Here is a 25549-nt window from a genome sequence, read left to right on the forward strand (position 1 = left end):
ATGATGGATGCGGTTGAATGTCCCGCGCAATCCAAGCCGGATCTCGCCGCAATCGCAGCGGACGCGGTCGGTGGACATGCGATCGGGCGTCCCACCGTCTATGTCTACGAAGCACCGGTGCGAATCTGCCATTGGGTCAATGCGTTCTCGACCGTCGCGCTGATGACGACGGGATACTTGATCGGAATGCCGTTGCCATCGGTGGAGGGCGAGGCATCGGCGAACTTCGTAATGGGCTATATCCGCTTCGCCCACTTTGCGGCTGGTCAGGTGCTGGCAGTGTTCTTCATCACCCGCGTCTTCTGGGCTTTCGTCGGCAACCATCATTCCCGGCAGATCTTCTATCTGCCGGCTCATCGCAAGCAGTTCTGGCGAGAAATGCTGGATGAAGTCCGCTGGTACGCGTTCCTGGAACACGAGCCGAAAATGTATGTCGGCCACAATCCCTTGGCGCGGACCGGGATGTTCACGGGCTTCACGCTGTTCGTGGCCTACATGATCATCACCGGCTTTGCGCTCTATTCGGAAGGCAGCGGAATCGATAGCTGGCAGCACAAGCTGTTCGGCTGGGTGTTCGCGATCTGGCCGAACAGCCAGGATGTGCACACCTGGCATCATCTCGGCATGTGGGCGCTCGTGACGTTCGTCATAGTGCACGTCTATGCCGCGATCCGCGCAGACATCATGTCGCGCCAGGGGATCATCTCCTCGATGGTCTCCGGCGAACGGCAATTCCGCGACTGAAGCCGGAAACGAGGCCTATGCCGACATCTTCGACAGACCGCATTCTGGTGCTCGGCATCGGCAATATCCTGTGGGCCGATGAGGGGTTCGGCGTACGGGCGGTGGAGGAATTCCACCGCCGCTACGTCGTATCGGACAATGTCGCCATTCTCGACGGCGGAACGCAGGGCCTCTACCTCGTCAGCTATCTGGAAGAGGCCGATCGTCTGATCGTGTTCGACGCGATCGACTATGGGCTCGCGCCGGGAGAGCTGAAGCTGGTGCGCGACGAGGAAGTTCCGCGTTTCACGGGCGCGAAGAAGATGAGCTTGCATCAGACCGGATTTCAGGAAGTCATCAGCGCGGCGGATCTGCTCGGGCGCTGCCCGAAGCATCTCGCGTTGATCGGCTGCCAACCGCGCGATCTCGAAGCCTGGGGCGGCCCTTTGACCAAGCCGGTGAGCGATCAGATCGGGCCGGCGATCGAGCTGGTCTGCGCAATCCTGGCTGAGTGGGGTGCGACGGCGAGTCCGCGCAGCGAGCCGCTGCCGGAGTCCGAACGGCTGCTCGCCAACGATATCGACCATCAGCACTACGAGATGAGGATGCGGCCGGTCTGACCGGCGTGCGCGACCGGAGACGCGGGATGTGCCTTGGCCTGCCGATGACGATTGTTGAGACCGACGGGATTTCGGCGCTATGCGAGTTTCGCGGCGAGCGGCGGCGTGTCTCGATGCTTTTGCTCTCCAACCCGCCGGTCGGCACCAAGGTGCTCGTCCATATCAACATCGCGATCCGTCTGCTCGATGAGGCAGAGGCGCGACTGATCGCTGATGCGATCGAGGGGCTGACCGCGGTGCTCGGTGGCGAGGATTGCGACCGTTTCTTCGCCGATCTCATCGAGCGAGAGCCGCAACTGCCCGAGCATCTCCGGCTCGACCAGGCCAGTGGCCGACCTTCCAAATCCGATCCTCGATGTAACCCGCATATCGAGCAGCTCGGATTGGTCCGCGGCGGCTGAAAGACAAGCTTCCAGATGACGAGCTTTTCCGTTGGATGCGGAAAGACAGTCATCATTCGAGACCATCCCTCTTCGCGAACGCGAAAACGAATGATCTATATCAATGAGATCAGTCAGGAAAGGCGATAACTGATCCTGACACGTGCCTTGCTAACCTCTCACGTCAGAGAAATAGGCTGCCAGGGGGCTGATGGAATTCCAGCAGGGAAAGCATGATCTGACGCGGCGCGGCCTGCCCGAGGTCGATGCCGCGAGTGTCGATCGGTTCCTTGGCGCGGCCAATGAGGCCGGTGCGGTGGCCGTGCTGTTGTCGACGGGCGATACCGCGCGTTTTATGGAGGCGATCGACGTCGCGGTCGTGTTGCCGGAACTGATTGACGCCTTTCGGGGGCGGCTGCGGGGGGCCGTGATCGCGGGCCGGGCCGAGAGCGAGCTCGGCCAGCGCTTTGGCGTGCGGGTGCAGCCGACGCTGATCTTTATCGCCAAGGGCGAAACGCTCGGATTGATCGCCAAGATCCAGGACTGGTCGGTCTATGTCGACCGCATCGCCAAGCTGATCGACCGTCCGCGCGGCGCGAGCGCGTTGTCGTGACACTCATCATTCCCCAGCATCGCTCACAGGGTGTCGAACCATGAATGCGGGTTTCTGGACCGCGCCTGGAGGCGCCGAACAGCCGATCAACGTGCTTCCGATCGGCCAGGAATGCCTGAATGCATCGAGCGGCAGCCTGACGGCCGCGGGCGCGTTGGCGAAGCTTGCCACGCTCGACAGCGCGGAGCTGGCCAAGCGCTGTCCGAATGCAATCGATCTGTTGTCGAAAGTGGTAGCGGCCATCGCAAGCCAGAAGACCGACGCGCCGACACGATTGTTCCGGCTCGGCAATCTCGACGATCTCGAGCGCAAGCTGATTGCGGACGTGCTCGGCGAAGGTGAGGTTGCCGGTTTCGTCGCGCTGCCGGACGGATCACTGGCGCAGATCCAGGAATCAGTGCTGAGCGGAATCTGGCACGTGCGGCTCGAGACCGACGCCAATCATGAGTACCTCGAGGTCGGCGCAATCCCGGAAATCGTCAAGCGCGCCGCTGCTGATCTTACCACTGCGGATTTCGAGATCGGGCAGGCGCCGGAAGGCGCAATGAACGCGCTGCCGGTGCTCGCGGAAATCCGCGAGCGCGCGCTGGCCTGGCGGCCAAGCATTCGCTCGCAAATTATCAATTTCACGCTGCTGCCGATGAGCCCCGTCGACATGAGCTTCCTCCAGGACACCATCAGGAATGGGCCGATCCAGCTCGTTTCGCGCGGCTACGGCACTTGCCGGGTGCTCTCGACGGGTATCCGCAACGTCTGGTCGGTGCAGTTCTTCAACGCGATGGATGCCATCATCCTTGACACGCTGGAGGTTGGCGGTGTGCCGACCGTGGCAATCGCGGCTGACGAGGACTTCGAAGACTCCGCTGAGCGCCTCCAGGAAATCATCGAGGCCTATTTCAAATGAGCGCATTCGAGAATTCTGGCGTTCGCCAGGATGTCACCGAAGGCACGCGACTTGAATGCGGCGTCTGCTGGACGGTGTACGATCCCGCCGATGGCGACGATGTCGCGCAGATCGCATCCGGCACGCCCTTCGCGCTGCTTCCTGACGATTGGCGCTGCCCGAACTGTGACGCGCCGAAGTCCAAATTCATGGCCATCGCGTCATGAAATCTCATGCGCACGCGCCTGCCACTGACGCCGACGCGGCAGCTTGGGGGCAGCGGCTGGCTCACGTCTACCGAGACATCGGCGAGCGCGCGATGCGCGACCTGCCGATCTACCACGACGCCCTCGACGTCGAGGCAGTCGGCTTCCGCGTATTCAACGGCACAATGATCGGTATCATGGTCACGCCATGGTTCATGAACTTGGTGATGCCGGCCGGCGAAATGGCGCTGGCGGCCTCAGCTTCGACATTGCGCTTTCGCTTTCCGGCCCGCGATGTTGAGTTCACCCTCAGCGACCTCAACCATGCGGGCCGCATCGCGAGCTGTTCGCTGTTCTCGCCCATGCTCGGGTTTGCCGACGCGGCCTCCGCGCGGGCAACGGCGGAAGCCGCCATCAACGAACTCATGTTGCCGGCGGGCGGCAAGGAGGCGACCCGACGCCGCGAACCCGCTACAAGCGCGATTGATCGGCGTAGCTTCATGCGGGGTGTTCTGACGGAGCAGCACGAATGAACCCGGGCTTCCGCAGCGAGATCGACATCACGGTGTGGCTCGCCAAGGGTACGATCGCCGACGTCGCAATCCTGCCCCGGAGCCGGTTGCCGTTGACGCGTCTGTTTGCGGGCAAGCTCGTCTCGTCGCTGCTCCCCGTGCTGCCGCGGCTGTTCTCGCTGTGCTCGGTTGCACATCAGGTGGCGTTTCTGGGAGCGGTGGAAGCCGCGCGCGGCGAGGACTGTCGTCCAGAGACCATGCATCGCCGCGTCACCGCTGTCGTCGCCGAGCGCCTGACGGAACTGTTCCGTGGTCTGTTCGTCGGCCAGCTCACCCTGGACGGCGCGAGCGCCACTGCGGTCCGCGCCATGATGCAGGCGACCGCCGTCCTCGGTGGCGTCCTCGGCGAAGGCGGGCAGGAGTTGGCGCGTTGCGAGGCGGTATCGTACATCAAGGCTGTGCTCGCTGCACTCGGAAGCGCGGGCGAAGGAGAGGCGCCGAGGCCAGGAAGCGCGCTGGCAGCGCATCTTTCGAGCTTCGATGGGCATGCGCTGCTGCAGCCGGTCGTTGAACACTCGTTTCTTTCCGTCACCGATGATCGCGATGTCGTCATGCGGCTGCTTGCGGATGGCGCGAGCTTCTCCGATGCCCCCGATCTCCACGGTCGAATTCCCGAGACCGGTGTGTGGGCACGCCGGGTCCGGCGCCAGCCGGTCCTGCCGCCGCGCGCCGGACCTGCCGACCGGCCGAAGGCGCGGATTGCGGAAGTGGTGCGCCTCTGCTCCTGGCTCGAAACAGGCAATGAGGCGCTCGAGGACGGCGTCGTCGAGAGCTATCGGCTTGGCGCCGGCCGAGGTGCGGCGGCCGTCGAATGCGCCCGCGGCCGGCTCTATCAGCTCGTCGAGTGCGATAATGAAAACCGCATCGTCCGCTTCGAATCGCTGGCTCCGACCGAATGGAACTTCCATGCGCGTGGACCGCTGGTCCGTAGCCTGCAGGGTTCGGCACTTGCGGCCGGTCGGGAGGGGCAGAATGCCGTCCGCACGCTCGTCGGCTCCTTCGATCCCTGCGTCGGATTTAACCTCAGCTTCCGCGAGGTTGGCCATGCATGAGATGGCGGTTTGTCAAGGCATCGTCGAGATCGTCGAGGAGGAGGCGCGCAGGCGCGCGTTCGCCAAAGTGAAGGCAGTGTGCCTCGAGATCGGCGCGTTCAGCCATGTTGCGCCGGAGGCGATGAAATTCTGCTTCGAAGCGGTCGCCGCACGTACCATTGCAAAAGGTGCGACCCTGGACATCGTCGAGACGCCCGGGATCGCCTGGTGCATGGCCTGCTCGACGAGCGTCGAAATCAAGCGGCGCGACGAGCCATGCCCTGCCTGCGGCAGCTATCAATTGCAGGTGACCGGTGGAGAAGAGATGCGGGTCATGGCATTGGAGGTCGACTGATGTGTACAGTATGCGGCTGCGGTGACGGCAAAGCTTCCATTGAGCGTGGGCACGATCACCCCCATGGGTATGGTCACGCGCATCCTCACGATCACCATCACGATCACGATGAACACCATCATCACGACCATCATCAGCACGACCGAACGCGCGGCGAACCCGGCCTGCTCGACTGCGGCGCCGGCCCGGCCGGGCAGACGATCGCCGGCATGAGCAGCGGCCGCATCATCCAGGTCGAGCGTCACATCCTCGGCAAGAACGACCGCCTTGCGGCCGACAACCGCGCGCGGTTCCGCGCGGATGACGTGCTCGCCTTCAACCTGGTTTCGAGCTCTGGCGCCGGAAAGACCACGCTGTTGGCCCGCGCCGTGTCCGAACTGAAAGACAATTTCCCGATCGGCGTGATCGAGGGGGATCAGCAGACGTCGAACGACGCCGAGCGGATCCGCGCGACAGGCGTACCGGCGATCCAGGTCAACACCGGCAAGGGCTGCCACCTCGATGCGGCCATGATCGGCGAGGCCTATGACCGGTTGCCCCGGCTCAACGGCGGCATCCTTTTCATCGAAAATGTCGGCAATCTCGTCTGTCCGGCAGCGTTTGATCTCGGCGAGGCCTGCAAGATCGTGGTGTTCTCGACCACCGAAGGCGAGGACAAGCCGCTCAAATATCCCAACATGTTCGCAGCGTCCTCGTTGATGCTGATCAACAAGATCGATCTCGCGCCCGTGCTCGACTTCGATCTTGCCAGGACGATCGAATATACGCGGCGGGTCAACCCAAAGATCGAGGTGCTGACCGTATCGGCGCGGACCGGAGAGGGATTTGCGGCATTCTATGCCTGGATCCGGAGGCGCGCCGAGGCGTCGAGGGCGGCATCCCTGAGCGCCGTATCGGCATGATGATGAACGGCGGAGCCGCAGCGCGCGATGGTCGAAGGCTGCGCCTGCACGTGCGCGGCGCCGTGCAGGGCGTTGGCTTCCGCCCCTATGTCTACGGCCTTGCCATGCGCTATCGCCTCGGCGGCTTCGTGGCCAATGACCCGCACGGCGTCGTGATCGAGGTCGAAGGTGCGTGCGCTGCCGATTTCGTCGCTGCGCTGCCGCTGGAGAAACCGCCGCTCGCACGGATCGACGGGATTTCCGTGCAGCAGATCGGCGCCATTGAAAGCGACGAGTTCTGTATTCGCACCAGCGAGCAAGGCAGGGTGTCGACGCGGATCGTCGCCGACGCCGCCACCTGTGCCCGGTGCCTGAGCGAGCTGTTCGATCCGAACAGCCGCTTCCATCTTTACCCCTTCGTCAACTGCACCCATTGCGGTCCGCGCTATACGATTGTCGAGCGGCTGCCTTATGACCGCCGCACCACCGCGATGAAGCATTTCGCGATGTGCGCAGCTTGCGCCGCAGAATATGCCGATCCCGCAAGCCGCCGCTTTCATGCCGAGGCGATCGCCTGTCCATTGTGTGGTCCGCGCTTGAGCCACGGCATCGAGGAGATCGCTGCTGAGATCGCAGGCGGCAAAATCGTCGCGCTCAAGGGACTCGGTGGATATCAGCTCTTGTGCGATGCCCGAGACGATGAGGCGGTGAGGCGTCTGCGGCAGAGGAAGCAGCGGAAGCAGAAGCCGTTTGCGGTCATGGTTGCCGCAGTCGATGCTGTCGCGAACATCGCTAGCGCGGATGCAACAGAGCTGGCATTGCTGGAGTCAACGGCGCGCCCGATCGTATTGCTGACCTCGCGTCGGCAACTCGCGCCGACGATCGCGCCGGACCTGTCGCGGATCGGCGTCATGCTGCCGGTCGCGCCGCTGCATCATCTGGTGTTCCATGTGCTGAACTCGGCACACAAGCGTCTGGACGGCTCTCCTTGGGTGATCGTGGCGACGAGCGCCAATCCGGGCGGTGAGCCGCCGGTCATCGAGAACGACGAGGCGGAGCGCCGACTTGCCGGCATTGCCGACCTGATCGTCACCCATGATCGCGATATCCTCACGCGTGCTGACGATTCCGTGGTGTCGGTCGTTACCGGACGCACGCAATTCATCCGGAGGGCTCGCGGCTATGTTCCCGAACCGATTCGGTTGGTGCGTGCCGTGCCGCCGGTGCTCGCAGTGGGCGGCGCGCTGAAGTCATCTGTCACCATTACGCGCGGTGATGAAGCCTTTGTTTCTCAGCACATCGGCGATCTCGATAGCGTGGAGGGCATTCGCTTCTTCGAGAAGACGATCGAGCACCTGATCTCGACGCTGGACGTCGATCCGGCCGTCGTGGCGCATGATCTTCACCCCAACATGGCCTCCACCCGCTTTGCCCAGGCGAGCGGCCACAGGCTGATTGCGGTTCAGCACCATCATGCCCATGCGGCGTCCGTTATGGCGGAGCACGGTATCGACGGACCCGTGCTGGCACTGGTGCTTGACGGCTTTGGTCGTGGTAGCGACGGCGGGAGTTGGGGCGGCGAGCTCTTGCGATGTGAGGGCGCGCGCTTTCGGCGGATCGGACATCTGGTGCCGCTCAGGATGCCGGGCGGCGATCGCGCCGCGCGCGAGCCTTGGCGGATGGCTGCCGGTGTGCTTCAGGCGCTCGGGCGCGGCGCGGAGATTCCGCGTCGCTTTGCGGCGCAGCCGTTGGCGGCGGGTGTTTTGGCCCTGCTCGACCAGCCCGACGTGCCAATCACGACCAGCGCCGGCCGGATGTTCGATGCAGCCGCCGGATTGCTGGGATTCTCCACGCGGCAGAGCTATGAAGGCGAAGCCGCGATGAAGCTGGAGGCGGGTGTTCGCCGCACACGCGTCGCTGAGGGCGCCTGGACAATCGAACGAGGCGTGTTGTCGCTGTATCCGCTGTTCGAACGTCTTGTGACTGACGCCCCCGATCCGACCGTAGGCACAGAGCTGTTTCATGGCACGTTTGGCGCGGCCTGCGTCGACTGGATCGCCTGTGCTGCGCGAGAGACCGGCCTCACCACCGTCGTTTTGAGCGGCGGCTGCTTCCTCAACGCGATCCTGAGCGAGGAGGTGCTGCGCGGCTGCGTCGCTGTCGGGCTCAATCCGAGGGTCGCGCGCCAGGTGCCGCCGAATGACGGCGGCTTGAGCCTCGGCCAAGCCTGGGTTGCCGCTCTCCAAATGCTCGAACAGGAAAGGCTGGAAGGAAGGACCTGATGTGTCTCGCCATACCTGCGGAGGTTACAAAGCTGCTCCCCGACGAGATGGCCGTCGCCTCGATCGACGGCGTCAGCAAGGAGGTTTCGGTGGCGCTGATCGAAGATCTCGCCGTGGGCGACTACGTGATCATCCATGTCGGCTATGCCCTGACCAAGATCAATCCGGACGAGGCGAGGCGGACGCTGGAGCTCATGCGTGAGCTCAGCACCGAAGGGCAGGGAGCAATGCAGTGAAATACGCCAGCGAATTTCGCGACAAGGCAATCGGGCTGGGGTTGGCGAGGGCGATCCGGTCCGAAGCCGATCCGCAGAGGCCCTACCGCTTCATGGAGTTCTGCGGCGGACATACGCACGCGATTTCGCGCCATGGCTTGGAGGACATGTTGCCCAAGAACGTGCGGATGATCCACGGTCCCGGCTGTCCCGTCTGCGTGCTGCCGGCGGGACGTATCGACATGGCAATCCGGCTGGCCGAGCGGCCGGAGGTGATCCTTTGCGTCTATGGCGATCTGATGCGGGTGCCGGGCTCGCAAGGCGCCTCGCTGTTGAAGGCAAAGGCACGGGGTGCCGCCGTCCGGATGGTCTATTCCACAGTCGATGCGATCCGGATCGCGGAGGAGAACCCCGAGCACGAAGTCGTGTTCTTCGCGATCGGCTTCGAGACCACGACGCCGCCGACCGCGGTCATGATCCGGCACGCCGAGAAGAAGCAGCTCGAAAACTTCAGCGTGTTCTGCAACCACGTGCTGACGCCGCCGGCGATGCAGAAAATTTTGGAGAGTCCCGACATTCGCAGCATCGGCCGCGTCGAGATCGACGGCTTCGTGGGACCCGCGCATGTCAGCATCATCATTGGCACCGAGCCCTACGAGGTCTTTGCCAAGGAATTCGGCAAGTCGGTGGTGATCTCGGGCTTCGAGCCGCTCGACATGATGCAGGCGATTCTGATGCTGGTGCGTCAGGTGAACGAGCACCGGAACGACGTGGAGAATCAATATAGCCGTGCCGTAACGCGCGATGGGAATCCGCGCGCCAGGGAGGAGGTCTCGGACATTTTCGAGCTGCGCGACGCGTTCGAATGGCGAGGCCTCGGGTTCGTGCCCCATAGCGGATTGAAGCTGAAGCAAACCTACGCCAGATTTGACGCGGAGGTCTGTTTCGCCATGAGCGAGCTGCGCGTCGCCGACAATCCGGCCTGCGAATGCGGCGCGATCCTGCGCGGTGTGAAGAAACCGGTCGACTGCAAGCTGTTCGGCACGGTATGCACGCCGGAGACCCCGATGGGATCCTGCATGGTCTCCTCGGAAGGCGCATGTGCCGCGCATTGGACCTATGGCCGATTCCGCGATCGTCAGCAGAAGCGGGCGTCATGAAAGCCCATCAGCGCAAACTCGACATCAAGCACGGCTGCGTCGACCTGTCCCACGGCTCCGGCGGCCGCGCGATGTCGCAATTGATCTCGGGCCTGTTCCACGAGGCCTTCGGCAACGAATGGCTGGCGCGCGGCAACGATCAATCGGCCTTCGACGTCGGCGCCGGGCGCATAGTGATGACGACTGATGCCTATGTGGTTTCGCCGCTGTTCTTTCCCGGCGGCAATATCGGCTCGCTTGCGGTGCACGGCACCGTCAACGACATCGCCATGGCCGGTGCCCGACCGCTTTATCTGTCTGCGAGCTTCATTATCGAGGAAGGCTTTCGGTTTTCAGACCTCAAGATGATCGCGGACTCGATGGGTCAGGCGGCGCAATCCGCCGGCGTCCATATCATCACCGGCGACACCAAGGTGGTCGAGCACGGCAAGGCCGACGGCGTGTTCATTTCCACCGCGGGCGTTGGCATGGTGCCTGAGGGCTTCGATCTCTCCGCTGAGAATGCGAGGGTCGCAGACCGGGTGCTGATCTCCGGCACACTTGGCGATCACGGCGTCGCCATCATGTCAAAGCGCCAGAACCTCGCCTTTGAAACGGAGATCGTCTCGGATTCGGTCGCCCTGCATGATCTGGTCGCCAGGATGGTGGCGGCGGGCGGCCGCGGCATCCGTCTGATGCGAGATCCCACGCGCGGCGGGCTCGCGGCGACAATGAACGAAATCGCCCAGCAGTCCGAACTAGGCTTCAGCCTCCAGCAAGAGGCGATCCCGGTCAAACCGGGGGTGGCGGCTGCCTGCGAGCTGCTAGGGCTCGATCCACTCAACGTCGCCAATGAGGGGAAGCTGGTCGCGATCGTGTCGCCTGATGTCGCCGGAGCCGTGCTGGCCGCCATGAGAGCCCATCCGCTCGGTCGCGATGCCGCCGATATCGGCGAAGCGGTGCCGGATGATCATCACTTCGTGCAGATGGCGACGAGCTTTGGCGGTGCCCGGATCGTCGACTGGTTGTCGGGCGAACAACTGCCCCGGATATGTTGAGGCCCAAGATGCGCATTCTGCTCCTGCCGCATTCCTTCAACAGCCTGACGCAGCGGCTGCATGTCGAGCTTCGCGAGCGCGGCCACGCGGTTTCGGTGGAGCTTGACATCCATGCCGCGCCTGGCGTGACGCTCAGCTTGGCTTAGAGGCGTCGGGCACTCGCGAGAGAGGCCGGAAATCGGAGAGGAATTTATGACTGCAAGGCGCCACAAGACGGCGCCGAACAGCACCGCGATGGCAGTCGTGGCGCTGCTTGCAGCCCATCATCTGCTCATCCGCTGCCTCGGCGGCCGACGATGTGCGAGTGCGTTTCAGCCAGCTCAAGGGCGAGTATGGGCACCTCTACCTGGCACAAGACCAAGGCTTTTATGCTGCCAAGAACCTCACCGTACGATCGGGCCAGGTCAGACGATATAAAGCCTGCGTGTCCTTTGCGTTCACATATATGCAGTCCGACGCCCGCAGGTGGGACTAGGGCGGCAATTCTCGATGAACTGGCTCGTAGGGCCTTTTGCTGCATTGTTGCTTCGGACCAGCCTGAGGTGAGATTGTGCAAGCGGCTGCATGCTCGTATCCGCCTCTAAAAATCATAGGTCATCGGCGGATACCAAGAAGTTTCCTCCGGTGCCGATCATGGCCCCTGACATTGGAAATCTCGGTCCGGCAGTTCAATTGCTTGCGCAGATGCTCGATGCACCGCCGATAGGAAGGTAACTCCGCGAAATCGCCTCAAAATCTCTAAACGATGACCACAAGAATCACGTTTCTTGCCGACGGCGCCGTTCGCAGTGTTGACGCGTTGAACGATCCGGTGAAAGCGAATGGCGTAGGAGTGATAGAATCGTTCAATCGCGAACAAGTCCAGGAGAGATGATGAAGTTGGTGAAGACCTCTGTAGTCGCATGTGTCCTTTCGGCTTTGCTTGCAGGCCAAGTGCTTGCGCGAGACCTTTCGACCGACGCCAAGAGCCGCGGCGGCATGCAAGGCAAGAGCATACAGGGGGGCATGAGCGATGATGAGGATTCGACCGCTCAGCTCGGCGATGCGGACCGAAAGGTAGGTATGAAGCCGGTCAAGAGCACAAAGGGTGCAGCCGGCACCACAGGAATCGCTCCGAACAAGGGGGCAGCTGACGATACCTCGGTCGGCGGCTCGCCGACCCCCGGCAAGCGCCACTAACGCGGGCAACTCTTATCGGCAAACCTCCGGTCGCGGGCAGGCGGCCGGAGGTTTTTTTCGTGTTTAGTTCGATCCCGGCGCGAATGCCCCGCAGCAAGCAATCAAGTTGATTGCTGCATCAAGCTGTCAGCGCCCCCTGCGGGTCGTCCACTAAAATGAGTTGCTGTTCGGCATACGCGCGGAAGCATTTTTCCTCGGTGTTACCGCAGAAGAAAGCTCCGCGAGCTCCTCGAGTTTGCGCTCCAACACGACGTTCTTTTCAATTCGCGATTTGTCTGGATTGATTGTCAAGTGATCTTTCTGATTTCTCCCGGCGAGCGCGGATGATTGTATTGTCAGCCAAGCGTTGGGTGCGCCCTGACCTGCTGATGCTATCGCTTATAGAGGTCGCGCAGCGCAGAATGGTGATGCTCGGGGCGGACGCCTCAAGCTCTGCAGCGGAGTACGGTCGAGCCGCCACCCCATGACTGAGGTCGTCACAGCACGTTCCGGCAGCCCATCGCCAGTCCGGCTGCCCGGATCGGGAGCTGACAACTAAGATCAGGCTTTCCTCGCCTGATTCCAGTCAACAACTTGCCGTCGCGCCGGATGCAGTGAAGAAGCTAGCGCGGCTTTCCGCGCAACGGGAACTTTTGCCTTCCTCATGCCAATCCGATTAGCGAGCTCATGCCCAGGCTGTCAGTCGGCATTCAAATTCGATTGGATGCCGATCACCCCGAATACGGGATCCTTATTCCATGCCGAAACACAGCCAAGCTGCCGTGAGGTGGAATCAAGTGGGGCCACACTTTGACCTGCAGCGAAAGACTGCGACGGATAATCGAAGCCGGTGTGTTTGACGGTGAGATCGGCCCGGTGACGGCGCGCGAACTCGTTGAAATGCCGGAAGCCGAATGGGGTAGGCTTTGTGCCATTGCGCAGGCGGCCCGTGCCCTCAGGAATAGAGGCCACTACTAGACTTGGTAGGTTTGTTGTTCCCGACTCGTAGCTAACTGAAGAGAGCCGTTTGGTAGATGCGCCTAGTGCAACATAAGGCAGAACCACGACAGTCCAGGCTGTCCCGCAACCTTAAACCGTCGCAATCGGCCGCCGACAGAAAGGTGCGGCCGGACTGGGGAGAAAACTCTATGCTGTTCGATTTAACCGCGCTGCGCCACATTCCTCTCGCGCTGGCCCTACTTGCGTGCACCGTGATGGGGAGCGCCCGCGCCGACGATCCGCCGCCGCGTCCCGACGTCCCGACGCCGGTCGGCCAGAAGGGCGGGCCCGGCGCGCACAGCGCCAGCGCGCCGACTTCCCCATCGGGGGCCGAGCAGCATCGCCTGCCGCCGGATTCCACCATCAAACAGACGCTGGAGCTGCCCGGGCGGACGCTTCGTTTCATCGCGACCGCGGGCTCGATCCACGTGTTCGACCACAAGGGCGAGCCGCAGGCCGACATCGCCTACACCTCCTATCAGCTCGACGGCACAGATCGCGCCACGCGTCCGGTGACGTTCCTCTTCAACGGCGGCCCCGGGTCATCCTCTGCTTGGCTGCAGTTCGGCAGTGCCGGGCCATGGCGGCTGCCGATCGATGCGGAAACCGTCGCAGCGTCGGCCTCGCCCGAGGTCAGGCCCAACGCCGAGACGTGGCTCGATTTCACCGACCTCGTGTTCATCGATCCCGTCGGTACTGGCTATAGCCGTTTCGTGGCGACGGGCGAAAATGTGGCCAGGCAGTTCTATTCGGTCGATGGTGACGCCAGTTCAATCGCGCTTGTGATCCGCCGCTGGCTCGAGAAGCACGAGCGGCTCTCCTCGCCGAAATATGTCGCGGGCGAAAGCTATGGCGGCATTCGCGGACCGAAGGTTGTGCGCAATCTGCAGATGGAGCAGGGCGTCGGCGTGAAGGGCCTGATCCTGCTCTCGCCGCTGTTCGACTACCGAGAGTTCACAGGCACGAGCCTTCTGGGATTTGTCGCAATGCTGCCAAGCTATGTCGCGGTGGCCCGCGAAGCCAAGGGCGAGGACAGGGGGGCGATCAAACGCGCCGATCTCGCCGATGTCGAAGCTTACGCGCGTGGCGAATTTTTGGCCGACCTCGTCAAGGGCAAAGCAGACAAGGAGGCCACCAACCGTCTCGCCGACAAGGTCGCCGCTTTGACCGGCATTGACCAGGCCGTAAGCCGACGGCTCGCCGGGCGCTTTGACCGCGGCGAATTCCGCCGCGAGTTCGACCGCAAGAGCGGCAAGGTGACCGGCGGTTATGACGCCTCGGTGCGCGGCCTCGATCCCTATCCAGACTCGGATCGCTACCGCTTCGGCGATCCCTCGGGCGATGCGCTAGCGGCGCCGTTGAGCAGTGCCGCCGTCGATGTCCTGACGCGCAAGCTCAACTGGCGGCCGGACGGCTCGTATCAACTGCTCAACCGCGCGGTCACACGGGCCTGGGATTTTGGCCACCAGAGCCTACCGGAGTCGCTTTCAGAGCTGCGCGAGATCCTTGCCACGGATGCGAAGATGAACGTGATGGTCGGGCACGGCCTGTTCGATATTGTTACGCCCTATTTCGGCTCGAAGCTGGCGCTCGATCAGTTGCCGCCCTTTGCGTCGGCGCCGCGGGTCAAACTCGCGGTTTATCCGGGCGGCCACATGTTCTATTCACGCGACACCTCGCGCCAGGCCTTTCGTGCCGAGGTCGAAGCGATGATGAAGTAGGTGTGTAAAGGCAGCAGCGCTTGAACATCTGCGCGCTGTTGGTGCCAAAGCCTGAGCCTGGTCACCGCGAATTGGTGCCGGAGATCGTGGGGGCGCAGGGGCTTGCCATGGGCAAGACCCGCGAGCTTGCGAGCCTTAGCGAAGTTGCCCCTCCGACGTTACGGCGCAAGGGGATGATTCCGCGTCCGCACCAGAGGCACGAAATATTATGTGGCGGAGGAATCCAGCCGTGGCCGGCCCTGGCTGGCGTTAAGGCGACTTCGCCACATAATCTCGCCCGACACATAAATGAGGATCGCGCTTCAGGCTCTCCTGAACTGTGAGAGCCAAGCTTCGCATGCCGCGACGCATATCGGTGTGGCCAGTGGCGATCCAGACCCTGACGCCGCTCGGAATCGGGATCATCGTCGTCGCAAGAGCTCAAGAACCTGCTGCAGCGCCTCAACATCCACGTCACGGTCAACGAACACGACAGCCGCCGCCGAACTCAATCTCGATGATTCCAGCTCTTGCACGCTGCGCAGGCGGTGAAGACGTCGGTTGGTGGCGCGCTGCTCGAGATCGGAGCCGCCACAGGCGTGATCTCGACGGGAACAAGAGCAGGCGCAGCATCTCCGCCCAGTCGCCCCTGGCGCGCTTGTCGACGTCAGGTGAACAGCAGGCTATGAGCCACCCCGTGCCGGCGTGCCACGCCGCAGACCGTCTCGTCGGGCTGCAAGGTCTCTTCGACAAGGCGGACCTTCTCGTCGTAACTCCATCGCCGCCGACGCTCGGTCCCAACCACATTGTCCTGCATTCCCGATGTGACCTTAAAGCTAGACTTAGGTCAAATGCTCAGGCCGCCTCGCAATCTACACAAGGCGGCCTCCGCCGGACTCCACCGGACGGACACGAGGAAGAGTGATGTGACGTATACGAGAATGCCGCGCAGGTTTTCGACGCCTCGAACTGGATTCCTTGTCTGGCTCAAGTGGTGAATATCGTTGCCCGGCGTGCGGGAAGGTGCTGGAGACGTTCAACAGCACGCATGCGTTCGTAGGTACCCAGATTGGTCGGGGAGCTGCCGGCTATCTCCAGCGGGCCGGATGCTCGAAGCACTTATTTGCTGTCCAGAATGCAGCTGTAGCTATACCGCGAAAGCGGAAAAGAATTTGTGCGGATTGCCAGCTCAGCCTCGCCGCCACTGCGCTGCTCGAATGAAGAGCCCCGGCGTTGGACGGCCGGGGCTCTGCCCTTCTAAGAAGGAAATGTCAAAGCGCGGTTCGCGACTCTCTCCTCAATCGAGGCCTCCACCTCTTCCACCACCCACGCTACGCGACAAGCACGGAGCACTACCCGCGCTTGGGGAATTGGCCGGCTACTTCGAGCCGCGCGATGTGCGCGAAACAATACGGGATGCCATAGACCGATTTGAGCTCCTTCTTCGAGATCAGCTTCCGTTGCATTGCACTACCCCTCGTTTGAAAAGGGACGTTGCAACGCCCGGTTAGCCCTGGGCGACGAGGAGCATAGGATCAGAAGGGGACAGCGCAACCCGCCCATAGCTGCTCATGCAGCACGTCGCGTCGTGAGCGCCCGCGTTTTGAAGGTGTCGAGCAAGTCTGCGGCGTTCCGGCAAATACGCGATCGGTTAACCTCTACAAGATTTGGACTCGAATGAGCTCTGGGGCCTACTTCCCGCCACCTGTTCGTGCCGTCTCCATTCCGAAGCAGAGCGGAGGCCAAAGGATCCTCGGGGTGTGCCAACGGTGGCGGATCGCGTGGCACAAACAGTTGCTAAACAACTCATTGAACCAACGCTGGACGCAATCTTTCTGACGGATTCCTATGGTTATAGGCCCGGCAAATCGGCTCTTGATGCCGTAGGCGTCACGCGCAAGCGTTGCTGAAAGTACAACTGGGTTCTAGAGTTCGATCAAGGGGCTGTTTGACAACATTGACCACGAGCTTCTGCTGCAGGCTGTCTGGAAACATGTAAAGTGCGAGTGGGCGTTGCTCTACATCGAACGATGGCTGACAGCGCCGATTGTGCAAGAGGATGGAGCTGTCGTCGAGCGAAGCTGCGGCACCCCGCAAGGGGGAGTAGTGAGTGAGCCCGATGCTCGCCAATCTCTTCATGCACAATACATTTGATCTCTGGATGGCACGAACGTTCCCTGAACTCAGGTGGTGCCGGTATGCTGACGACGGGTTGATACACTGCCAGAGAGAGGTGGAGGCGCAGACCGTTTGCGAAGCGCTGAACATTCGACTGGCCGAGTGTCATCTGGAATTGCATCAACTGTGAATTGTTCCTCTTCAGCAGTGACACCGTCGCTCAAAAATTGACCGAATTTACCCCGATCGTTCGTAGACCGATGGTGAGCAGGTAGGTCTTGTTCAGCACGGGCGGTGCCGAACCAACAGAGTAGTTGTAGGAACTTACGTAGCTTGCCGCCAGCACGAAGCAGTCGTCCACAAAGCCCGCGCCGAAGGCATATTGGTTGATCATGTTCGCTTCAAGGTCCCAGCGCGCCGCGCCCTGAACCACCCAGTTCGACGCCATCTTGACCGATCCGCTGGTGAGAATGCCTTCGCGGCGCGTCAGGTAGCCGAGTTCCGGCTGCGCTGCGTAATCGCCATACGTCACGGCGACCGACCAGCCGTCGAAATTCGCGCTCGCCGTGGCCTCGAACCGGTTGATGTTCCAGGTCGCCTCGTCCATCCGCGAGCGGACGCTGAACGTATAGGTGCGGTTGGGCGAATAGTCGAGGCTCGCGACATAATCCGAACGCGGGTTCTGCAGGCCGGAGTCGATGCCGGTGTTGGTGACGTCGGCGACCGCGAACGAGTTCATCCCGAACATCTGGTAGGACTGTCCGAACATTCCCTTGATGCTGCCGCCGGGGTCGAACTGCGTGGTGGCCTGCACGCCGACATTGGCGCGGCTGCCGCCTTCGACGCGATCGTAGCCGGAGAACTTGTCGACCGCGAGCAGGTTGCTGGTGTCGAACACAAAACTTTGTGCGTCCGCGCTCGGGAGCTTGCCGGCACCGGGCTCGTTGGGCCGGATGATGACTTGCGCGATCGGCTCGACGGTCGTCGTGCCCCACGGCTGCACATTGATGAAGGGGTAGCGGTATTCGAGGCCGACGGTCGGCATCAGACGGACCGTCTGGGTGTCGCCGACCGGCAGGAAATTGGAAACGCCCGGCTGGTTCGAGATATCGGCGTTGATGGCATCGGCGCGGACGCTGGCGAACGGCGTCCAGATCTGGCCGAGCGGGTCGGTGTAGGACTTGCGCCACTGCGCCTCGGCCGTCAGCCTTGTGTAGGTGCCCGGCATGCCGCGCAGCAGACACTGCGACGGCAAGCGTGCCATCGGATCGGCGGAGGCGGTCGTGCATAGGCTGTTGGTGTTGGCGAGCGTCGTGATCGGATCGAACAACGCGGTCTCGCGGGTCAGGTTGACGAAGTTCGTCTTGTAGCTGAACTCGCCACCCAGGATCGGGCTGTTGATCACGTTGCTGTAGTCGATCACGGGAGCGACCACGGGGACCCGGTTCTGGTTGCCCGAGTAGCTGAGATAGTAGATCGCGCGCGCGTCGAAGAAGCTGCGATTGCCGACACCGGTCAGATAGAGCTGCGAGATCGCTTCCGTCGGCAGCGACTGGATCGATCCGAACGGGTCCTTGTACTGGGCGAGCCGATAGTCGGACATGAAGAAGTAGTCGGACAGCAGCACGCCGTCCCAGCCCCAGACCCACTTGTCGTTCAGCGCGAACTGACCCTTGGTGTCGACGGCGCCGCGGAACTGGCGATCGCCGGGCTGGCCTGCGAGCGAGCCCGGATCGAGCTGGTCGATGCCGTAGACGCGGACCTGGTAGGCGCCATCGGGCAGGCGCTGGCGGAACTCGGCCTGGAACAGCACGCCCTGCTTGGAGGTGATGCGCGGGCTGAAGGTCGCGTCCATGTCGGGCGCGATCGCCCAGTAGAACGGGATTTCGACGCCATAGCCGAACGGCGTGTTCGAGGTGAAGCCCGGCATCAGGAAGCCGGTCTTGCGCTTCACGGTCGGGTCGGGCGTCGAGAAATAGGGCATGTAGGCGATCGGCACGCCGAAGAAGTCGAGCTGCGCCGTCTCGAAATACAGCATCTTCTCCTGCTGGTCGTGGATGATGCGGGCGCCCTTGACCTGCCAGAGCGGAGGCTTCTTCGGATCGTCCTTACACGGCGCGCAAGCCGTGTAGACGCCGTTCTCGAACACCGTGTAGTTGCCGGAGGAGCGGTCGGCGCGGGTCGCGGCCATGCGGGTCTGGTCGGCGGTGTCCACGCGCAGTGAATCGACGAAACCGTCGCGGTAGTCGTCGGAGAGATCCAGGATCTCGGCATAGGTGATCTTGCCGTCGGCATCCGTCATGCGGATGTTGCCTTCGGCATGGAGCCGCTTGGTCTTCTGGTCGTAGATGACCCGGTCGGCCTCGACGCTGGTGCCGTTGTAGAACAGCTGGACGTTGCCGACGGCCGAGATGCGGCTGTTGTTGTAGTCGTAATCGACCTCGGTCGCCTGAACGAGCATGTGGTTGTCGCCAATCACTTTCGGCCGGGCAGCTCGCGATTGGTGCTGATTGTAGATAAACGCTTGCGCCCATGCTGTCGCGGGCGCAATAACGCCGCAAGTAGTAATAACACCCGCGATGATAAGTCTTAAACTTCGGCGACGAGCGATCACGCATACACACTCCGCGAGCTCGGTAAGGCGCTCCTGCCGACCACCGCAACAATCCCAGCTAACGATCGCGCCGTACGATCCACGCGACAGCGCCATCATCGCAATAGTCTGAATCAATCGGACGAGGTTCCATCTGAGCCGTTAAAGGGGCTGCGAACCGTCATCGACGTAACGGAATGCCTCGCATCTGAAGCAATCGACGTGCCATTGCATCTTTGGTGACGTTGGCGAACCCTGCCGTCATACCGTGGGGTTCGCGACATTGACGCCTCAGATCGGACGCGGATCGCCACGACAACAAACCGCGCTCTCGGCCAGCGTTAACGCGGCCCGTAAGCGAGATGAATTACAACGCGCGTGCACGTTGCCATCACGCAACAGCAGGCATCACTCACGTCTTTGGTTGCATGTAGCTCCCCTGGAAACGGTGTTCCAACCAGCCTGAACTCAATAAAAGTTAAGACCCTGATCATGAGCGGCTATCATTATTGGAGCGCCTTCGCCATTTTTCGCAAGCAGACAACGGCTCATAATGCCATTCGCAGCCTTGGCGGCCCAGTCATCCGCAAAGGATCGTTCGACCGTTACGCGAGGAAGCCCTCTGCCGGGATCGGCAGCCTCTTTGACGAACGCGTCAGCCAAAGAATGCCGGAATCCGGAGATTGTTTGCGTGTCCGAGGACGAGATCGCGCACATCACAGCTTTATTGTCTGCGTCCATATACACTTGAGGTCCAAAGACGTCGCGGCTGGCATTGAAGGCCATGATCATGGTGTAGGTAATCTTGGTGCCGTCGGATGATGTAAATGTATGGATTCCGACGGAAGCGAAAGTAGATATCAGGACAAAAGTGGTAAGCCCATCCGCATAGAATTTCGGACGCTGCTGCCCGACAACTCCTATTCCAACAAATTCGGCAATTTGATCCTCCACGCAGTGTTTTAGAATGTGGCGAGTGCAGTTTGGTTTCTCATTGCTGGGCCGCGACTCAGTCCCATGGCCAAGACACGAGAGTGATGGAACGCTGGCGGTACCCAGCGGAGCATTGGCCCGATCGATACAGAAAAGGTCCATGACGGGTTTGGTCAACACAGGGCGTCGTTTCGCCTGTCTGTAATCCAGAATGTTCAGCGCTAGGATCTTTGCTCGAGAACTCGTCGGACCGCGGTCATCCGAGTCCGTGGCCAGCGCACCAGGTATGCTGGCCACCAACATGGACGCGGCGACGAGCAACATGAATCCCGCCAAATACAGGTGTGGCAAACATTGGTATCGTGGAATTGGCCTATGTACTAGCATAGCTAAGGAATCCAACGCCGATCGTAGCGGGCGATCGCCGACGACTAGTCGCTCCCCTCGCCGGTGGCTCAGATGTCAATGACCCCAAAAGCTGCCAACGTCTTTGTTTCTCTCGTGAGCAAAAACGACGCCATATGTGAGCGTCACCACATGGTCGACGCCCCCCAAAACTCGGGTGGCGACGCCGTGAACAAAAGCAAGCGCCGTGCCTCTTACACGATGCAGATTTGCGAATTCTTTCGTGGCATGTGCGCGCCTTCGAGACATCGATACTTGTCTCGAACCTGACAAATTCGGTGCCGGTGCGTCGGAATACGTGCACCAGCGACTGTGAAAGCACGCTGGTTGCCAGTTGACATGCTTTCTCGGCCGGTACGCGTATCCGATCCGAGGAGTTCGTAGACCAGACCGCGGACCAGCGGCTCTCGATCGCATCGATGGCAGCTGCCGCGCGAGCGAAGCCGCAGCGACGGTTCGCGCGACAAGAGGCCGCCGGAACCAACGGGCTCGTCAGCGTCGAATCCACCGCCCCTCCGACACCTTTCTCTCGCAAACCCAGCCGGACGGAAAAACTGACACCCAGCTTGACTGTCCGTAAGCGCGAAGCCGATACCCTGGATTCAGAGTTAGAATGAATGTGCGAAGAAGCCTCCGGCTTGGAACGGAGGTTTGGATGGGATTGGACAGCAAAAAGGGCGTCTCTTTGGACGGCTCGCCGGTAGGGTCGGTAAGCCGGCTGGAGGTCCTCGAAGGACCGTCGGGACGCCGTGTGCGTTCGGAGGCTGAGAGAGCCCGGATTGTCGCCGAGAGTGCTACCTGGTGCCCAGGTGTCCGAGGTGGCGCGCAAGCACGGAGCGACGCGCTGGCAGATTTACGATTGGCGACGACGCTTTCGACAGCGAGGCATGTTGTCGCCGTGCGAGGCATCGCAGTCGACATTCGCACCGCTGGTCGTGGAAGATGCGTTGGAGGAGCGTCACGTTCCGGCGAACAAGCTTGAGATCGCGATCGGCGATGTCGTGCTGCGGACGGACACAGCCATAGATGGCGAGCAGCTGCGCCGGGTGATCCGTGCAGTGCGAGCGTCACGATGATCGCGGCCGGTGCCGATCTGAAGATTTACATCGCGACGCGGCCGATCGACTTCCGCTTTGGCCACGATGAGCTTGCGACGAAGGTGCAGGAGATGCTTCGTCTCGACCCGTTCAGCGACGCAGCCTTCGTGTTCCGATCGAAACGAGCGGACCGGATCAAGATTTTGGTCTGGGATCGAACAGGCCAAAATTTGACCCTCCGTCCCGCGGCTTGTTCGCAAGCTTGCGCGGTACTTCCGGAGTTCCTAGGCTACGGCCTCGGAGCTCGGGGCGCCTTGTCGGGGCGTTGCTGACGACGGACAATTGCAGCCGAGGGAGTTCGCCTGATGCAAGGGGATCCGACATCGCACGGACTCTGGGAACTGACGGCTCCGCATGCACCTCAGACCGCTCGTCTGGCTGGCGAGATGGACGTCGATGTCCTCGTCATCGGTGGCGGATATACCGGGCTTTCGTCCGCTCTCCATCTTGCTGAAGGAGGAGCGCGCGTCGCTGTCCTCGAGGCGTCTGAGATCGGCTTCGGGGGCTCCGGACGCAATGTCGGTCTCGTGAATGCCGGTATGTGGGTCATGCCGGACACTCTCGCAGCGACGCTGGGACAAACCCTTGGGGAGCGCCTGATCGATCTGCTCGGTCATGGGCCGCGACTGGTGTTCGATCTTATCGCGCAACATGACATTGAATGCGAGCAAGAGCCGACGGGCACGTTGCACTGTGCAGTCGGACGCAGGGGATTGGAAGAAATCAAGGCTCGTGCTGAACAATGGCAGCGACGTGGTGCGCCGGTCGAGATCCTCGATGCCGAGGAGACACGCCGGAGGATCGGCGGTGGCGACTACGCCGGTGCACTGCTGGATAAACGCGCTGGCACAATTCAGCCGCTGGCCTATGTTCGTGGTTTGGCTCGTGCCGCGCTTGCTGCGGGCGCGCAAATATTCACTCGGAGTGCTGCTCTCACCGCCAGCGACGGCGGCTCGCGCTGGAAGGTCAATACGGCAGCCGGATCTGTGCGTGCAGATTGGGTGATTGTTGCCACCGATGCCTACGCGCGCGGACCCTGGTCGCAGGTCCGGCAGGAGCAGATCCAACTGCCTTACTTCAACTTTGCGACCCAACCTCTCTCGGATAATTTAAGAGCATCGATCCTGCCCAAACGCCAGGGAGCCTGGGATACGAAACAGGTGCTCAGTTCATTTCGCTTCGACCGTGCAGGTCGACTCGTTTATGGCAGCATCGGTGCTCTTGAGCGGAGCAGTGCAGCAGTGCACAGGGCGTGGGCCATCCGGTCGCTCGCCAAGCTGTTTCCTCAGCTCGCCGACATCGAATTCGAGGCCGGTTGGTTCGGGACGATCGGTATGACCTCGGACAACCTACCCCGCTTTCACAAGTTGGACCGCAACGTAATTGGATTCAATGGATACAATGGCCGTGGAATTGCGCCAGGCACTGTGTTCGGCGGCGTGCTCGCATCCTATGTGCTAGGGCAGGTTGGGGACAAAGATCTTCCGCTTCCGATCGCACCGGTGGAGGAGCCGCGCTTCCGCACCACGCGGGAGGCGCTCTATCGCATCGGGGCGCAACTCGTTCATTTGACCGAAGCCCGGCTCTGACCCGTCAATTCTCGTTGGTCCGCGAGCTCCGCGCAAGGCACATGCTGGCTTCTCGCGGGACGTAGTGCAACTCTGCCGGCCTCGGAGAGGGCTACTGGCAATCTCGCTCGATCGCCTACGTAAGATGCCGATCACATGTTCGAACTGCCGACACCGTTCTCAACGTGCTCACCAGTTTGAAAGAAGGAACGAGCCGACGCCGGTCGCGACAGTCCAAAAACTGCTTGATCTCCGCAAGTCAATCAAGCGGATCAGCGATGTTTTCCCCCTCGATGAAACTGGACGTCGGCTTTGCTACCGATGATTCTGTGCCCACACGCCATGGATTTTAGGATAGCGCAATGCAAAACGCGTTCGGTTTAAGCATGAATTCCAGGAGGCCCTTGTGGACGCTGACAGCACATGGCGCGATCTTTGTGATTTTGTCAGCTTTCGTACCATTGTCCGTGAGCTGACGCTACGCACACGGATGCGAAGGGTCTGTCGATCCAGCTGTTTTCGCCACCGGCACGTAAGTTGCGTCGGTCGGCACACCATCACCATCCAAGGCTCGGTGATGCAGGAGCGGAATCAGTCAGCGCACGAGCTCCGTGCTGCAATGGGCTATGCAGACGTACTCATTGCTTCAAAGAGTAAACCATTGCGGGCCATATGAGTTGCCAGCTTACGGGAACGTCCGACCCGACGATCGGTCGTGGCGTCAGTTCTCCTTGGAAACTATGGCAGCGCGATCGAGGGAATGCCGTTGTCCGGAGCAGTGTGCCAAGTAGGCTCTGAACGGACAACGCGGAGAGGTGGCTTGCATGGAACAGTACACGGCCTACATGGTCACACGAGACGGGCATCTCGTAGGCTTTGTCGAGTTTCTCTGTTCGGATGAAGGGACCGCCACGGAGCGCGTGCGGAAACTTGCAACCGACCACGCGGTCGAGCTTTGGCAGAACGATCGTAAGATTGCGGTATATGGATGATGCCAGTGGCTCTGCGAAAAGGAGGTCGATTGAGATGAGCACGCGACGAAATTATTCGGCGCAGGGAGCCGGCCGCCCGCCCTGGACTCGGCAGATGTTCGATATGCGCCAAGCAGGTTGATCTCCGCAGAGTTGTCGAACCTGGTTGGCACACAACAAAAACCCCGGCATCGCTGCCGGGGCTTCGCATTCCGTCGTTTGCCTGAATGGCTGGATCAGAAGTCCATCCCGCCCATGCCGCCCATGCCGCCGCCCGGGGGCATCGCCGGACCGGCGCCGCCCTTCTTGGGCAGCTCGGCGACCATGGCTTCCGTGGTGATCAGCAGCGCGGCAACCGAGGCTGCGTTCTGGATCGCGGTACGGACCACCTTGGTCGGGTCGATGATGCCTTTAGTGACAAGGTTGCCGTACTCGCCGGTCTGGGAGTCGAAGCCATAGGCGTATTGATCCTTCTCGAGGATCTTGCCGACGATCACCGAGCCGTCTTCACCGGCGTTGATCGCGATCTGGCGAGCGGGCGCGGAGAGCGCCTTGCGCACGATCTCGACGCCGGTCTTCTGGTCGTCGTTCTTGGTGCGCAGGCCCTTGAGCTGCTCGGAGGCACGGAGCAGGGCGACGCCGCCGCCCGGGACGATGCCTTCCTCGACCGCGGCGCGGGTCGCATGCATCGCGTCATCAACGCGATCCTTGCGCTCCTTCACCTCGACCTCGGTCGCGCCGCCGACGCGGATCACCGCGACGCCGCCAGCGAGCTTGGCAAGACGCTCCTGGAGCTTCTCACGGTCGTAGTCCGAGGTGGTTTCCTCGATCTGCGCCTTGATCTGGGCCACGCGCGCCTCGATGTCGGCCTTCTTGCCGGCGCCGTTGACGATCGTGGTGTTCTCCTTGTCGATCATCACCTTCTTGGCACGACCGAGCATGTTGAGCGTGACGTTCTCGAGCTTGATGCCGAGATCTTCCGAGATCGCCTGGCCGCCGGTCAGGATCGCGATGTCCTGCAGCATGGCCTTGCGGCGATCGCCGAAGCC

General features: G+C 61.7%; 25 protein-coding genes and 2 pseudogenes. 21 read left to right on the forward strand and 6 right to left on the reverse strand.

The window, feature by feature from the left end:
• From cybH to YUA_RS0124380, 16 genes and pseudogenes are all read left to right on the forward strand, one after another.
• Positions 1–744: a Ni/Fe-hydrogenase, b-type cytochrome subunit gene (gene cybH / locus YUA_RS0124300; RefSeq protein WP_027533019.1), complete on the forward strand. Its 744-nt coding sequence runs from the start codon at positions 1–3 to the stop codon at positions 742–744.
• 17 nt (positions 745–761) lie between these two features.
• On the forward strand, positions 762–1343 hold the full coding sequence (locus tag YUA_RS0124305) for a HyaD/HybD family hydrogenase maturation endopeptidase (RefSeq protein ID WP_027533020.1): 582 nt from the start codon (positions 762–764) through the stop codon (positions 1341–1343).
• Between the two features lie 26 nt (positions 1344–1369).
• A pseudogene (locus YUA_RS44945) lies at positions 1370–1657 on the forward strand (HypC/HybG/HupF family hydrogenase formation chaperone); the annotation flags it as partial.
• A gap of 277 nt (positions 1658–1934) precedes the next feature.
• Positions 1935–2380: pseudogene (locus YUA_RS0124315) on the forward strand (hydrogenase accessory protein).
• Positions 2377–3240: a hydrogenase expression/formation protein gene (locus tag YUA_RS0124320; RefSeq protein WP_027533022.1), complete on the forward strand. Its 864-nt coding sequence runs from the start codon at positions 2377–2379 to the stop codon at positions 3238–3240. The pseudogene YUA_RS0124315 and the gene YUA_RS0124320 overlap by 4 nt, the downstream one beginning before the upstream one ends.
• Positions 3237–3446 carry a rubredoxin gene (locus YUA_RS0124325; protein WP_027533023.1) on the forward strand — a complete coding sequence of 70 codons (210 nt, stop codon included), beginning with the start codon at positions 3237–3239 and terminating at the stop codon, positions 3444–3446. Before YUA_RS0124320 ends, YUA_RS0124325 begins: the two co-directional genes overlap by 4 nt.
• A complete protein-coding gene (gene hybE, locus YUA_RS0124330; protein WP_027533024.1) occupies positions 3443–3958 on the forward strand; it encodes a [NiFe]-hydrogenase assembly chaperone HybE in 516 nt (171 codons plus the stop codon). The genes YUA_RS0124325 and hybE overlap by 4 nt, the downstream gene beginning before the upstream one ends.
• Positions 3955–5049: a hypothetical protein gene (locus tag YUA_RS0124335; RefSeq protein WP_027533025.1), complete on the forward strand. Its 1095-nt coding sequence runs from the start codon at positions 3955–3957 to the stop codon at positions 5047–5049. The genes hybE and YUA_RS0124335 overlap by 4 nt, the downstream gene beginning before the upstream one ends.
• Positions 5042–5383, forward strand: coding sequence for a hydrogenase maturation nickel metallochaperone HypA (gene hypA / locus YUA_RS0124340; RefSeq protein ID WP_027533026.1), 342 nt, complete (start codon positions 5042–5044; stop codon positions 5381–5383). Before YUA_RS0124335 ends, hypA begins: the two co-directional genes overlap by 8 nt.
• Positions 5383–6285 carry a hydrogenase nickel incorporation protein HypB gene (gene hypB, locus YUA_RS0124345; protein ID WP_027533027.1) on the forward strand — a complete coding sequence of 301 codons (903 nt, stop codon included), beginning with the start codon at positions 5383–5385 and terminating at the stop codon, positions 6283–6285. The genes hypA and hypB overlap by 1 nt, the downstream gene beginning before the upstream one ends.
• A complete protein-coding gene (hypF, locus tag YUA_RS0124350) occupies positions 6282–8546 on the forward strand; it encodes a carbamoyltransferase HypF (RefSeq protein WP_027533028.1) in 2265 nt (754 codons plus the stop codon). The genes hypB and hypF overlap by 4 nt, the downstream gene beginning before the upstream one ends.
• On the forward strand, positions 8546–8782 hold the full coding sequence (locus tag YUA_RS0124355) for a HypC/HybG/HupF family hydrogenase formation chaperone (RefSeq protein WP_027533029.1): 237 nt from the start codon (positions 8546–8548) through the stop codon (positions 8780–8782). Before hypF ends, YUA_RS0124355 begins: the two co-directional genes overlap by 1 nt.
• Entirely contained in the window at positions 8779–9921 is a 1143-nt protein-coding gene (hypD, locus tag YUA_RS0124360) for a hydrogenase formation protein HypD (protein WP_027533030.1), read from the forward strand. The genes YUA_RS0124355 and hypD overlap by 4 nt, the downstream gene beginning before the upstream one ends.
• A complete protein-coding gene (hypE, locus tag YUA_RS0124365; protein ID WP_027533031.1) occupies positions 9918–10958 on the forward strand; it encodes a hydrogenase expression/formation protein HypE in 1041 nt (346 codons plus the stop codon). Before hypD ends, hypE begins: the two co-directional genes overlap by 4 nt.
• A gap of 8 nt (positions 10959–10966) precedes the next feature.
• Entirely contained in the window at positions 10967–11104 is a 138-nt protein-coding gene (locus YUA_RS50190) for a hypothetical protein (RefSeq protein ID WP_156947217.1), read from the forward strand.
• A gap of 727 nt (positions 11105–11831) precedes the next feature.
• Complete coding sequence (locus YUA_RS0124380; RefSeq protein WP_027533032.1) at positions 11832–12137, forward strand: hypothetical protein; 306 nt, start codon at positions 11832–11834, stop codon at positions 12135–12137.
• Between the two features lie 678 nt (positions 12138–12815).
• Here the strand turns inward: YUA_RS0124380 and YUA_RS50195 are convergent.
• A complete protein-coding gene (locus YUA_RS50195; protein ID WP_156947218.1) occupies positions 12816–13088 on the reverse strand; it encodes a hypothetical protein in 273 nt (90 codons plus the stop codon).
• A gap of 176 nt (positions 13089–13264) precedes the next feature.
• Here YUA_RS50195 and YUA_RS0124390 point away from each other — a divergent pair, with 176 nt between their 5' ends.
• Positions 13265–14836, forward strand: a complete 1572-nt coding sequence (locus YUA_RS0124390) for a S10 family peptidase (RefSeq protein WP_027533033.1) — start codon at positions 13265–13267, stop codon at positions 14834–14836.
• A gap of 249 nt (positions 14837–15085) precedes the next feature.
• Here YUA_RS0124390 and tnpB (YUA_RS52695) read toward each other — a convergent pair whose 3' ends face one another.
• Together tnpB (YUA_RS52695) and YUA_RS52700 are read right to left on the reverse strand one after the other, a co-directional pair.
• Complete coding sequence (gene tnpB, locus YUA_RS52695; protein WP_084292830.1) at positions 15086–15241, reverse strand: IS66 family insertion sequence element accessory protein TnpB; 156 nt, start codon at positions 15239–15241, stop codon at positions 15086–15088.
• A 241-nt stretch (positions 15242–15482) separates the two neighbouring features.
• Positions 15483–15632, reverse strand: a complete 150-nt coding sequence (locus YUA_RS52700; RefSeq protein ID WP_035971824.1) for a transposase — start codon at positions 15630–15632, stop codon at positions 15483–15485.
• A gap of 1344 nt (positions 15633–16976) precedes the next feature.
• Here YUA_RS52700 and YUA_RS51865 point away from each other — a divergent pair.
• Positions 16977–17123, forward strand: a complete 147-nt coding sequence (locus tag YUA_RS51865) for a hypothetical protein (RefSeq protein ID WP_245285253.1) — start codon at positions 16977–16979, stop codon at positions 17121–17123.
• 30 nt (positions 17124–17153) lie between these two features.
• Here YUA_RS51865 and YUA_RS0124405 read toward each other — a convergent pair whose 3' ends face one another.
• A complete protein-coding gene (locus YUA_RS0124405) occupies positions 17154–19517 on the reverse strand; it encodes an LPS-assembly protein LptD (protein ID WP_245285254.1) in 2364 nt (787 codons plus the stop codon).
• Between the two features lie 477 nt (positions 19518–19994).
• Positions 19995–20783 (reverse strand): hypothetical protein, encoded by a 789-nt coding sequence (locus YUA_RS0124410; RefSeq protein ID WP_027533035.1) that lies wholly within the window; start codon positions 20781–20783, stop codon positions 19995–19997.
• Between the two features lie 899 nt (positions 20784–21682).
• Between YUA_RS0124410 and YUA_RS51870 the strand changes: the two genes are divergently transcribed.
• The 3 genes from YUA_RS51870 to YUA_RS0124425 are packed head-to-tail and all read left to right on the forward strand — an operon-like array spanning position 21683 to position 23550.
• Positions 21683–21940, forward strand: coding sequence for a hypothetical protein (locus tag YUA_RS51870; RefSeq protein WP_245285250.1), 258 nt, complete (start codon positions 21683–21685; stop codon positions 21938–21940).
• On the forward strand, positions 21937–22233 hold the full coding sequence (gene tnpB, locus YUA_RS52705; protein WP_084292832.1) for an IS66 family insertion sequence element accessory protein TnpB: 297 nt from the start codon (positions 21937–21939) through the stop codon (positions 22231–22233). The genes YUA_RS51870 and tnpB (YUA_RS52705) overlap by 4 nt, the downstream gene beginning before the upstream one ends.
• A 33-nt stretch (positions 22234–22266) precedes the next feature.
• Complete coding sequence (locus YUA_RS0124425) at positions 22267–23550, forward strand: FAD-binding oxidoreductase (RefSeq protein WP_027533037.1); 1284 nt, start codon at positions 22267–22269, stop codon at positions 23548–23550.
• 1186 nt (positions 23551–24736) lie between these two features.
• On the opposite strand, the gene groEL is transcribed toward YUA_RS0124425, so the two are convergent.
• Positions 24737–25549: chaperonin GroEL (gene groEL / locus YUA_RS0124435; RefSeq protein WP_027533039.1), on the reverse strand; the 813-nt coding region annotated here is incomplete at its 5' end.

This window comes from Bradyrhizobium sp. WSM3983 (genome assembly GCF_000473045.1).
GTDB lineage: Bacteria > Pseudomonadota > Alphaproteobacteria > Rhizobiales > Xanthobacteraceae > Bradyrhizobium.

Coding starts and splice junctions, on each gene's coding strand:
- YUA_RS0124320 (WP_027533022.1), top strand. CDS start 2,377: ATGAATGCGGGTTTCTGGACCGCGCCTGGAGGCGCCGAACAGCCGATC.
- hypB (WP_027533027.1), top strand. CDS start 5,383: ATGTGTACAGTATGCGGCTGCGGTGACGGCAAAGCTTCCATTGAGCGT.
- hypA (WP_027533026.1), top strand. CDS start 5,042: ATGCATGAGATGGCGGTTTGTCAAGGCATCGTCGAGATCGTCGAGGAG.
- YUA_RS0124305 (WP_027533020.1), top strand. CDS start 762: ATGCCGACATCTTCGACAGACCGCATTCTGGTGCTCGGCATCGGCAAT.
- YUA_RS0124355 (WP_027533029.1), top strand. CDS start 8,546: ATGTGTCTCGCCATACCTGCGGAGGTTACAAAGCTGCTCCCCGACGAG.
- YUA_RS0124335 (WP_027533025.1), top strand. CDS start 3,955: ATGAACCCGGGCTTCCGCAGCGAGATCGACATCACGGTGTGGCTCGCC.
- YUA_RS52700 (WP_035971824.1), bottom strand. CDS start 15,632: ATGCAGGACAATGTGGTTGGGACCGAGCGTCGGCGGCGATGGAGTTAC.
- hypF (WP_027533028.1), top strand. CDS start 6,282: ATGATGATGAACGGCGGAGCCGCAGCGCGCGATGGTCGAAGGCTGCGC.
- YUA_RS0124410 (WP_027533035.1), bottom strand. CDS start 20,783: ATGTTGCTCGTCGCCGCGTCCATGTTGGTGGCCAGCATACCTGGTGCG.
- tnpB (WP_084292832.1), top strand. CDS start 21,937: ATGATCGCGGCCGGTGCCGATCTGAAGATTTACATCGCGACGCGGCCG.
- YUA_RS50190 (WP_156947217.1), top strand. CDS start 10,967: ATGCGCATTCTGCTCCTGCCGCATTCCTTCAACAGCCTGACGCAGCGG.
- YUA_RS0124325 (WP_027533023.1), top strand. CDS start 3,237: ATGAGCGCATTCGAGAATTCTGGCGTTCGCCAGGATGTCACCGAAGGC.
- tnpB (WP_084292830.1), bottom strand. CDS start 15,241: ATGATCCCGATTCCGAGCGGCGTCAGGGTCTGGATCGCCACTGGCCAC.
- YUA_RS0124390 (WP_027533033.1), top strand. CDS start 13,265: ATGCTGTTCGATTTAACCGCGCTGCGCCACATTCCTCTCGCGCTGGCC.
- YUA_RS0124425 (WP_027533037.1), top strand. CDS start 22,267: ATGCAAGGGGATCCGACATCGCACGGACTCTGGGAACTGACGGCTCCG.
- hypE (WP_027533031.1), top strand. CDS start 9,918: ATGAAAGCCCATCAGCGCAAACTCGACATCAAGCACGGCTGCGTCGAC.
- YUA_RS51865 (WP_245285253.1), top strand. CDS start 16,977: ATGGCACGAACGTTCCCTGAACTCAGGTGGTGCCGGTATGCTGACGAC.
- cybH (WP_027533019.1), top strand. CDS start 1: ATGATGGATGCGGTTGAATGTCCCGCGCAATCCAAGCCGGATCTCGCC.
- hybE (WP_027533024.1), top strand. CDS start 3,443: ATGAAATCTCATGCGCACGCGCCTGCCACTGACGCCGACGCGGCAGCT.
- YUA_RS0124380 (WP_027533032.1), top strand. CDS start 11,832: ATGAAGTTGGTGAAGACCTCTGTAGTCGCATGTGTCCTTTCGGCTTTG.